This is a genomic window from Okeania sp. SIO3B5, assembly GCF_010692555.1.
Lineage (GTDB): Bacteria > Cyanobacteriota > Cyanobacteriia > Cyanobacteriales > Microcoleaceae > Okeania.
The window spans coordinates 1-10,656 of sequence record NZ_JAAHHG010000345.1 but is presented as its reverse complement, the minus strand read 5'-3'; the positions used below and the strand labels follow the sequence as shown (position 1 = coordinate 10,656).

The window sequence follows — 10,656 nt, the reverse complement described above, 5'->3', positions numbered from 1 at the left end:
AAAAGCGATATTTTATATCAAATCCATCTTCCCATCTCCCCATTCACTAAAGTCATGCATTCAAAAGTTAGAAGTTAGAAGTGATACTTTATATCAAATCCATTTCCCCATCCCCCCCACTCCCCCACTCCCCCACTCCCCTACTCCCCCACTCCCCCACTCCCCCATCCCCCACTCCCCTACTGCACCCGTTGCCACAACTTTTGAATTTCTCCCAAAACTGATGGTTGTGGTGCTGGCAAAGTGGAAATTTGCGGATTAACTTGAGCGCCAGGAATATTCTGATTCCAAGGACTATTGGTAACTGAGAGCAGATCGATATTGCCGTGGGTGGGGCGAAAACCATACTGCACAAATACTTTTTGTTGTTCTGGTTGTGTCAAGAAATCTACAAATTTACCAGCAGCATTAGCGGTTGCCCCATTTACATCCCGACGCACGACTGCTGCTGTCGCTACAGTTTCTACGGTGGGGTTGAGATAATAAATTTGATAAGGTTTATTTTGAGCTGCACCTGACTGTTGCCAACGATAGAGGGCGATGCTTTCGTAAACTGTTGCTACATCTGCATCATTAGGCCCGCGAGCAATAAATTCTTGTAACAAGATATCGGTGGAACGGGGTGGCAAATAAACTGAGCGTTTGACTGTACTAAATAATGATTCAACGGTGGGTGTATTCAAATTTTTGCTACCTTTTGACTGTGCCCACAAATTCATGGTTATTTGCCCACTATTGGAACGAGTGGGATCGGTGGTGATGAAATCAAAACTACCCCATTGTTGTTTACCGCCTATTTTTTGCCAGTTGCCTGCTGCCATTGCTTTTTCTAATTGTTGCCAGGAAAATTTGCCATTGGGAAATAAGATTTTTCCACGTTCAGGCCAAGCAACTCCTACTAGGAAAGTTTTGGCGATCGCTGTTGGTTGTTGATAGAATGCTTGGGTATTATTTTGGCTTTGCCAGCGTTGGTTTAATTCATCTAATAGTGCTGCATTTGTCGGGATTAAAACTGTAGGGTTAAAGTCGTTTTTTTCGTCTATGTAATTGTTGATTATATCTTGGGAACCTTGGAATTTTAATTCTAAGTTTATGTGGGGATATTTTTGCTCAAATTGAGTTTCTATTTGTTGGAGTGGTTCGGCAAATTCTGTGCCGCTAACTACTATGATTTTTTGATTTAATCCTGGAATTGGTGCATAAGCTAAAGCTATAGCTGTGCAAGTAAGTATTCCAGATAAAATGCGACGATTTTTGAAAGATTTATGATTTGTAATTGTCATGGTTGAATATTCTCCTAATGTTAATTCAGTTATCAGTTATCAGTTAACAGGGAATAGGGAATAGCTAGCAACTGCCATTACTACTTATAATTAACCTTCTATCTAGATAAATAAACGCCTTATTTCTCCTTTTTCCTTCTTCCTTCTTACTTCTTACTTCTTACCGAATTATTAATTATTAATGATTAAATAATTCTGGTTTAAAGCTTCCCCCTTTTAAGGAAAAAAAAAAGAAATAATATCTCCTGATATTCAAATTCGTAACGGTTTTAACCAGAGATAATTATCAATTATCCATTATCCATTAATTAATTCTTCCTTATTACTTATTACCGAATCATTAATTATTAATTATTAATGATTAAATAATTCTGGTTTAAAGCCTCTCCTTTTAAGAAAAAAAAAGAAATAATATCTCCTGATATTTAATTCCGTAACGGTTTTAACCAGAGGTAATTATCAATTATCAATTATCCATTATCCATTAATTAATTCTTACTTCTGCTGATTAATTTTAACGACTGCCACCATCTTTATATGGAACAGGTGGTTGTTCATCCTTTTGATAATTTTTTTGTTGTTGAATAATAGCTATTTCAGCTTGATACAAACTATCATTTAACTTATTTATTAGTACTTTTTCCTCTTGTACAGAAGTTATAGTTGTTACAAGCAATACTACCAATAAAAGAGCATCAAGTTTGTTATTCATAATTTTCTTTCTGCTACTTATAAATACATCAGAAAGAATTTAATGATTTCCGCCAACTTAATTTTTTTCAGGGATCATTTCAGTTATAATTTATCAGTTGTAAAATCAAATAAATCTCTATCTTTGTAACACAGGCTTCTAGCCTGTAACAAGGTTGAAGATTAATCTCTATCTTTGTGGCTTCTAGCCTGTAACAAGCAGGATGCTTGAACTGCCAAAATTACTAAATAAAATTTTGTACCTCACTAACTCCGAAATTGCTGTCATTATAGTATTCATGTGGCAGCATTTTTCAAGAATTAAATATTAGTGTAATATCAACTCTCATTAATTAGCCATAATAAATTAACTATTTTTAGTCATCTTTAGATGACTTCTACTTTGAGCCAAGAAATAAATTTCTTGGCGGATAACATGGCTAGCTTTGCTCCAATCCTCTTATTTCTAAGAAGAGGTAATTCTAAATTCTTAATTCTTAATTCTTGAATTATTCTCTGACTTCTGCAAATATTAATATCAAATTAAAGGAATATTTTCATATTATTTTGATAGCTATTTAACTCATCACTTAAACTCCGTAATTCTTGAATTTCTGCCAAATCATTCAAATTAGCATTCCGCAATTTATTCTCTAGTTCTTGCAATAATCCTGCCGAATCTTGAACCATGGTATGCAGACTAAGAATTTTTGCTTGTCGAGTATCTTTTCCAGCTTTTGCTAACTGAATATTTCGCTCTAAACTCGCAGCTAATTGTTTTAATTGCTGTTGAGTAATATCAGATGTTGACCTTTGCTTACTCTTAACTTCTAATAGTTGTCTTTCCAAATCCTCCACAGATAATAATGCCTCATTCTTCGGTAAATTTTGAGACATTTCTGTAATTTTATAAGGCAGTTCAATGGCGCGATCGCAAACTGATTGAACTGTTACTAATAATTCCATTTGAAAAGCTTCACCACCTAACAATTGATTAGCTTCTTGTCGCAAAACCTCCGCTTTTTCTGCTAAATTTTTTGCCAGTCCAGAAATAACTTCTAATTCTTTTTCTAACTGTTTTTTTGCCAACCTTTCAGCATTGGGTTCTTTAGACTTCAACACTGTAGCACTTGCCACAGAAACAACCGCCGTAGCAGGTAAAACTACAAAATTTGGCAACCTCACAAACCGGACACCAGCTATTAACAAAAATCCACCTATTAATATAGATATAGGATAATCAAGCGGATTCACTAATTTCATATTTACCTCCAGATAAAAATTAAAACCCACATTCCGCACTTCAATTTGTATCGTTAAAAGTAGTATAAAAATCCGTAGCTTGGCAGGTATTTATACTATGTAAATCATCTCCATTACTTTTTTCGTTCATCAAATTCCGAGTAAATAATTCAGCATAAATACTTGCTTTATTGATTACTCAATTACCGAAAAATTTTGGTTTAAAGCCTCCTCTTTTAAGGGGACAATAAAGAAAAATTTTCCTTTGAATCAATCCTCTTCTTTTCAAGGAGAGGTAATTATTAATTATTAATTGTTAAAGGTAGCTATGATTTTCTTCTAAAATTCTGTCTCCTGTCTCCTGACTCCTTCTTCGGTTGCTACATTTTGTCGTGCCGAATGTGAGTTAAAACTCTGTTTGTAGATCGGACATTAAATTAACAATACTTTCCGGGTCTCCCTGACGATAATAACCACCATTTAAACTAGCAATTTGTTTCAAAACTCCAGCATCAAATTCTCCCTTTTTCCCATAACCAACAGTAAAAAAAGCAATCCTTTTGTCAGAATCAAATCCACTGTTTTTCAGATTATCTGTAAGTTGTTTGAGAGAAGTTTGAGAACCAGAATCTTCCCCATCAGTTAAAAGAACTACAGCATTAATAGCATCAGAACTGAGATTTTCCTGTAATAAATTTCTGGCATTCAAAGCAGCATCATAAAGTTTCGTACCACCATCCGCTTTCAAACTACTAATAAACTGCATACCGCGACTACGACCTTCAGTAGTACCATCAACCCAAACCGGAGCTTGAATTTTAGAGTCAAAATCAATCAGAGCAATTTTTTCTTTTGGCCCTAAACCCTCCAGATAGTAGCGCAAAGTATTCTGAACAGCAGGTAACTTTTCACCCTTCATAGATCCAGAAGAGTCAACTACCAAAACCACCTGAGATGGTTTCTTCGCAAATTCCTGCCAAGACTTAATCATGGCATTAACCACTTCTGGTTGGGGAGTCCGCAGAGAATCATATTGAGCATTGGGATCTACTCCGTATTGGGAAGAAAATTTTGCTCCCAAAGAAACTCCCGGTATCCCTGGCCTGAGACCTAAGTCTGTAAGAATTTGTTGGGCGGTTGGCGATCGCAAATATTCAATGACTTTTTCTGCTGCCTCTTGCTCATCCTCACTTACCCAGGGTGCAGTTGGTAAAATTGCTCTCATATTAGAAGTAAAAGTAGAACTGGGATAAATTGCCTCATAGCGAGTTTGAGTATTATCAGTATTTGCCTCAATTACGGAAGACTCATAAACAGAAGCGATGGATGCCCAGAACGGACCATTTTTCACCATATCTTCAGCTAGGGAACTGGTGGAAACCCCGTAGCGAGTGACTTTACTCTGAATTTTTTGGACTTGAAATTGATATTGTTTCACGTTAGCAACTGTGAGTTGTTCGGGACGTTTATTGGCAACAGAGGCAAATTGAGCTACCAAGGTTTGCAGGCCAGAATTGGAACGAGTGGGAGCAGTGTGAACATAATGTATTGGTAGTTGGGGACTATTGGGATCTAGGTCTTGGTGAGTTTTAGCACTGACTAGGGAGCGATATATATCTGGTTGTTTCCGTAGTCCTGCTGCTATTTCTTGTGATGCCATGAATACCATGGGACTGTTTGCCAACAAAGGCGCGTCAGTAATTTGAGGAATATAGTTTTGTCCGGGATAAATTTGATTGATTTGAAATAATAGTTGGGAATGATAAATTTCTCCATCTACGGAAATTAGGGTGGGAAATTCTGGGGAGTCTGGTTGGATGGTTCCATTTTTGAGTTTTTGGGATAAAGAAACAATATCTTTGACTACATCTCCACTACCTTTCGCTTCGCATTTTAGGTAAAAAGATTTACCATTATCGAGTTTTGGTTGTTGTTGGTTTAGTTGAGTCGCAGCTTGGTTACAGAATTTTTCTAAAGCACTGCCAACTAAAAATTTGACTTCCAACCCTGAAGCATTTGAGGAATTATTAGCTGGAGTACAAGCTCCCAGAAATAGAAGTCCTAAGCTGGGAATTAGACTGATTTTTTGCCAGTTGATTTTCATTTTTCTGTGATAGTAATTTAACTATATTTATTAATCAGCCTTTTTCTCCCTATTTATGCAAAAAAAAAAGGCATCCCGCAGAATGCCTTTTTGAATAATCAGCTTTTGCCTATATTAATTAATCAGCTACAGTTTCAAATTTTATGCAAATTAAGATTTACTGTTCAGTCGGGACAATTTATTTTCAATCTTTAATCGGCATTGCTGAATTTGAATTAAGGTATGAAAGTAGGTTTATAGGTATGGAGGGAACACTTAACTGGGAACAGGGAACAGTTAATATTAACAAGTAGTTCAAACCATCCAAAATACAAAATCAAAAATATAAAATTATCAAATCATACCCAGAATCAGCAACGCCCTTTAATCTAAAATGTATATAACAATCGAAGGAAAGATTAGGATATATCAAAAGCTTAAAATTCAGACAACGCCAGATTTTTCCTTCTCTGGTATCCACTAAGCGTGATGCACACCCATCGCGGGCAAGATGCCCGCACTTGCATTCATTCAATTGTTAATTTCTGTACTTCTTATGGGAGGAATCTGCTGTAACTAAACGTCTAGATAACTAAATGCTTTCTTCCTTCCTTCTTACTTTTGACTTATAACTTCCTTCCTACTTTTGACTTTTGACTTTTGACTTTTGACTTCTATATTTAATCAATTATCCAATAACCATTATCTCGCCAATATTGTTCTCTTAAAGCTGATTCTAAATCATCTTCTCTAATCCAACCTTGAAATAATAAAAGCTCACCAATTTTTTGACAGCATGAAGCTTGAATATCTATTGCTTGATTTAATTGAGCTTCAGAAATTAATTGTCTGCGGATTAGAATTTCGCCTATTTTCATCATCATATTTCACCTATTTGATATTAATGTAATTTTCTATAGGCACTCTAATATAGCGGTTTTCACAAGGCGTGAGGTACATCAACGCTCCCCCGCGCATCCCCCTTCTCAAGGAGGACTTCCAGTTTCCCCCCTTGTCAAGCTATGCTTTACCCACATATTTCTTAACATAAAACTTGACAAAACTGACAAATTATGGGTAAGTCTTAGTTCGGCTTTTTTGGGAGAAAAATGTATGAAAAAGCATATTTATCTGTGAAATTTTAAATATTTTTACTTAGATACTATGATTTTTTCTCCGTGTCTCCCCCTCTCCGTGTCTCCCCGTCCGCACAAGGGTTTCAGGAGTTATGGGTAAGGGATAGCTTGTCAAGGGGGGTTAGGGGGGATCTTCAGCAGTGTACGTCACACTTACTGAGAAATTCTATAATTGAGGCCATATATTAAGTGTCTATTTTTTCTTTATACTTATTAATCAGCTAGTGTCTGGAAAATTATGCAAAATTCGATCTAGCTGGGAATAAATAGTAAGAACTCAAAGCGCCTTACTCTATTATTCATCAACAAAAGATAGGAATTTTACAGATATTACCAGTATCGTTTACAAAACTTAACATTTTAAAGGTATAGACATTTCCGTTCTACTAAACTCACCCAAACTCTTAAAAAAAATGATTACTTATTTGACAAATCTTGATAGGGTATCTCGATAAAATCGGAGAACATTGTGGCCGATTTTTTAATTCTTTTGATATTATCATTATATTTTAAAGTTATTTTCAACTGATGATTTAGATTTTCTCCTGGTAAGACTAACTCTAAGCGATAGGATTTATTTTCATCTTCATCACTATTTGTATAACTTTCTAGAATTAATTTTTGGATGTGGGCAAAGGAATAGTGTTTGGTTTCAGTACCAAATAAATAAAAGACTTTGTAGGTTAATTGTCGTTCACTTTTATTAAGTATTAGTGTTTTTAGATAAATTAGTATTTTTAGAGAAAAAACTGCGTATAGAATTAAGATTCCTATTCCAAGAAAGATAATGCAGATAGTTAAAGGTAGCAGGTTTTGCCATTTCCACCGTAGATCGTACTGAATAAGCAGAGATGGCTCAGTTGAATTATTGATAAATGTGTTAATTTTTGCCACCATTTGATTCATTTCTTGAGGGTAACCCTTAACATTAGTGAAAGATAAATTACTCTGCCAACTGACAACTTCTTTTCCTTTTTGAGTTACTAAGGTCACAAAATAATTACTGCTATCACTACTATTTTGGGAATTAAATTTGGCTTCTTTTACCCGAGTTAAGGAAGTAGAAGAACCTTGGGTTAAACCTAAATACTTTGAGTTATTGACCTGACAATTAACTTGAGTTGGTTCAACTCGTTGACATGAAACGCTAATGATTCCCATCTCCGATAAAATTATTAAACTAATAAACAGTGGTATTCCTATCCAGGGAAAAACAAAAAGCAACGAGGTCGCAACATGAGTAAATAATTCGTCTTTTAGGACAATTTCTTTTCCAGTGTACTTAACTATTTCCATATAATTTCTCCTGTTATACCTGAATTGGGCAACCATATATCTACAGATAGAGAAGGTTCCCAAATGAAGATTTACTAATTTATCAGGCACATAAGAGAAATTTATGCAAAACTCCTGGAATTAAATTTATTACCATGTCCGTTGAGCTATTGGTAGCTATTGGTAGTGGCGCGTCAAGTTTGAAAATGTGGATTAGAAAATATAGACCTCTCCCCCCTTTCCAAGGGGGGTTGGGGGGGATCGGAGAGTTAATTTTACCCACAATTTTAGCCTTGACGCGCTAGTAGGGTGTGTTAGCGCTAGCGTAACGCACCGCACCTGATGGGTTAAGAATGATTTGGTTTCTTTTTGTCGAGTCCAGTAGTGGCGCGTCAAGTTTGAAAATGTGGATTAGAAAATATAGACCTCTCCCCCCTTTCCAAGGGGGGTTGGGGGGGATCGGAGAGTTAATTTTACCCACAATTTTAGCCTTGACGCGCTAGTAGGGTGTGTTAGCGCTAGCGTAACGCACCGCACCTTATGAGTTATATCAAATCCGTTTAATTGGACATAAAAAAATTCTTCAATCGTCATAACTATGCTCATCTTTGTAATTCTTTTTCCTCCTGACTCCTGACTTCCTCTCCTGGGAGGGGGAGGGGCGAGGGGTGGGTTGACTCCTCCTAACTTAACCATTCTATGGCTGTTTAACCGGATTTGATATTAAGAATGGTTTGGTTTCTTTTTATCGATAGACGGTGCGTTACATTTCATTAACGCACCCTACTGGACTTATAGGTTAAGAATGGTTTGGTTTCTTTTTATCGATAGATGGTGCGTTACATTTCATTAACGCACCCTACTGGACTTATGGGTTAAGAATGGTTTGGTTTCTTTTTATTGATAGATGGTGCGTTACATTTCATTAACGCACCCTACTGGACTTATGGGTTAAGAATGGTTTGGTTTCTTTTTATTGATAGATGGTGCGTTACATTTCATTAACGCACCCTACTGGACTTATGGGTTAAGAATGGTTTGGTTTCTTTTTATTGATAGATGGTGCGTTACATTTCATTAACGCACCCTACTGGACTTATGGGTTAAGAATGGTTTGGTTTCTTTTTATTGATAGATGGTGCGTTACATTTCATTAACGCACCCTACTGGACTAAAACTTAGGTTTACGCAAACCATCGAGTGAGGAAATTATATTTAAAAGTACTTCTATATGTTATCTCTATTGACAAAGAAAAACAAAAAAATAAGTATTTTAAATGCTAGCAATAAAAGATGCTTCCCTTGTTTTTTCCTATTTTTTCATTGTTTTTTATATTTTCTTGCGTATAAATACAGTTAGCTTCTTTGTGTATTATTTACTTAAACTTCATATTAAAACCTTGACATTCATAAAAAAAAATAAGTATTCTAGAAGTATCAAAAAGTAACAAATAAATTAAACGACTGTCTGGAAAACTCTATGATTTTAAGTTTTAAACCCGTTGCTAAAATAGCTATCTCAGCCGTAGCAACATCTTTAGCTATAACCTTCCCTACAATTGCTTCAGCGATCTCTCTAGCAGATTACAACTTAGTAGTATTTGAAGATTTAACAAGTAACTCTGAAGTAGAAGGTAATGCTTTCATCGGTGGTAACCTTTTAGGAAGCTCTTCAAATTACTGTATCAAATGTTTTTCAGGTGGTAGTTTTGACCCCTTTGATGGTGTTGGTCTAAAAGTTGTCGGTGACATCGAAGGTAACCCTAAACAGGTCAATAATGGAGCAGATCTAGAGTATGGTGGTAACCTAAACTCAATAGTCAATACAAATGGTGGTGGTAGTAAAAGTCAAAACAGTGACCTAGCTAATGAATTTAACGAGCTGAAAAATTTTCTAACAGACACCTCTGAAAACCTTTCCGGTTTAACCGCAAATAGTGATGTAGTAACTCCTGGCCAACAACCTGGTGCTGTTCGATTTAATTCTTCCGGAGACGAAATTGCTATCTTCAACGTTGATGCTGCTGACCTTTTCAGCAATAAAACCCAACAAATAGAACTAAACCTTAATGGTTCAGGAACTGCTATTATTAATGTTAGTGGTACGTCTGTAAACTGGAATCAAGGTAATATGGTAGGTGGTTTAGTAGGTGACTCTGTTCAGCAAAACGTTTTGTGGAACTTCTATGAAGCTGAAACACTTAACTTTGGCAATGCTTTTCATGGATCTCTGCTCGCTCCCCTTGCTCACTTAACAAACAATACTGAAGTAGAAGGTAATGTTGTAGTCAAATCTTTTAACCAACGTGGTGAAGTACACTTACCTGTTTTTAATGGTACCCTACCTGAAGCTCTTTCTGAGGGTCGTAGAAGAGTACCAGAACCCTCAACTCTCTTGGGACTTACATCAGTCTTTGGTTTAGGATTTCTGTTCAAGCGCAAACATTAATACCCACAAAATGTAGCAACCGAAGAAGGAGTCAGGAGACAGGAGACAGGAGACAGAATTTTAGAAGAAAATCATAGCTATCGTGATTGAGTAATCATGTATAGCAAGTATTTAGGGTTTGCTGAAAAAGTCTTATGGGTGAGGGTAGGAGTCATATCATGTCCGGTTGAATAATTAGACTTTGGTGGTCCGAAGGCAGGAGGCAGGAGGCAGGAGGCAGAAGGTTTTCTTTCATTGTCACCTTAATTTTATACACGCTCCGATGCTACCGGACATGATATCAGGAGTCAGGAGAAATGGGAATTATAGAGGAGATAGTAGTAAGAATCGTCCCTTGATTTTTCTGCTCAACTATGCGCCTAAAATACGCTCCTTTTTGAGGATTTTAGACTAAAAACCAGGCGTAGGTTGGGTTGAGGAACGTTAGCGCCAGCTTATCCGTTAGGATAAACCCAACAATAGTAATACGATTTCTCTGTAACAATGCGCTTAATAATT

At 36.2% G+C, this 10,656-nt stretch carries 7 protein-coding genes; 1 reads left to right on the top strand and 6 read right to left on the bottom strand.

Annotation, left to right across the window (positions count from 1 at the left end; all coding sequences use genetic code 11):
* Positions 1-179: 179 nt before the first annotated feature.
* The 6 genes from F6K54_RS31230 to F6K54_RS31205 all read right to left on the bottom strand — a co-directional run bounded on the left by F6K54_RS31230 (position 180) and on the right by F6K54_RS31205 (position 7,730).
* A complete protein-coding gene (locus F6K54_RS31230) occupies positions 180-1,283 on the bottom strand; it encodes a substrate-binding domain-containing protein (protein WP_293086601.1) in 1,104 nt (367 codons plus the stop codon).
* Between the two features lie 514 nt (positions 1,284-1,797).
* On the bottom strand, positions 1,798-1,995 hold the full coding sequence (locus tag F6K54_RS31225; RefSeq protein ID WP_293086599.1) for a hypothetical protein: 198 nt from the start codon (positions 1,993-1,995) through the stop codon (positions 1,798-1,800).
* 521 nt (positions 1,996-2,516) lie between these two features.
* Complete coding sequence (locus F6K54_RS31220; protein WP_293086596.1) at positions 2,517-3,236, bottom strand: hypothetical protein; 720 nt, start codon at positions 3,234-3,236, stop codon at positions 2,517-2,519.
* A 385-nt stretch (positions 3,237-3,621) separates the two neighbouring features.
* Positions 3,622-5,319, bottom strand: coding sequence for an extracellular solute-binding protein (locus tag F6K54_RS31215; RefSeq protein ID WP_293086593.1), 1,698 nt, complete (start codon positions 5,317-5,319; stop codon positions 3,622-3,624).
* A gap of 659 nt (positions 5,320-5,978) precedes the next feature.
* Positions 5,979-6,182 (bottom strand): hypothetical protein, encoded by a 204-nt coding sequence (locus F6K54_RS31210; protein WP_293086590.1) that lies wholly within the window; start codon positions 6,180-6,182, stop codon positions 5,979-5,981.
* Between the two features lie 669 nt (positions 6,183-6,851).
* Complete coding sequence (locus F6K54_RS31205) at positions 6,852-7,730, bottom strand: hypothetical protein (RefSeq protein WP_293086587.1); 879 nt, start codon at positions 7,728-7,730, stop codon at positions 6,852-6,854.
* Between the two features lie 1,459 nt (positions 7,731-9,189).
* Here F6K54_RS31205 and F6K54_RS31200 point away from each other — a divergent pair.
* The gene (locus tag F6K54_RS31200; RefSeq protein ID WP_293086584.1) at positions 9,190-10,158 is read left to right on the top strand and encodes a PEP-CTERM sorting domain-containing protein; all 969 of its coding nucleotides are present in this window, start codon (positions 9,190-9,192) and stop codon (positions 10,156-10,158) included.
* Positions 10,159-10,656 lie beyond the last annotated feature (498 nt).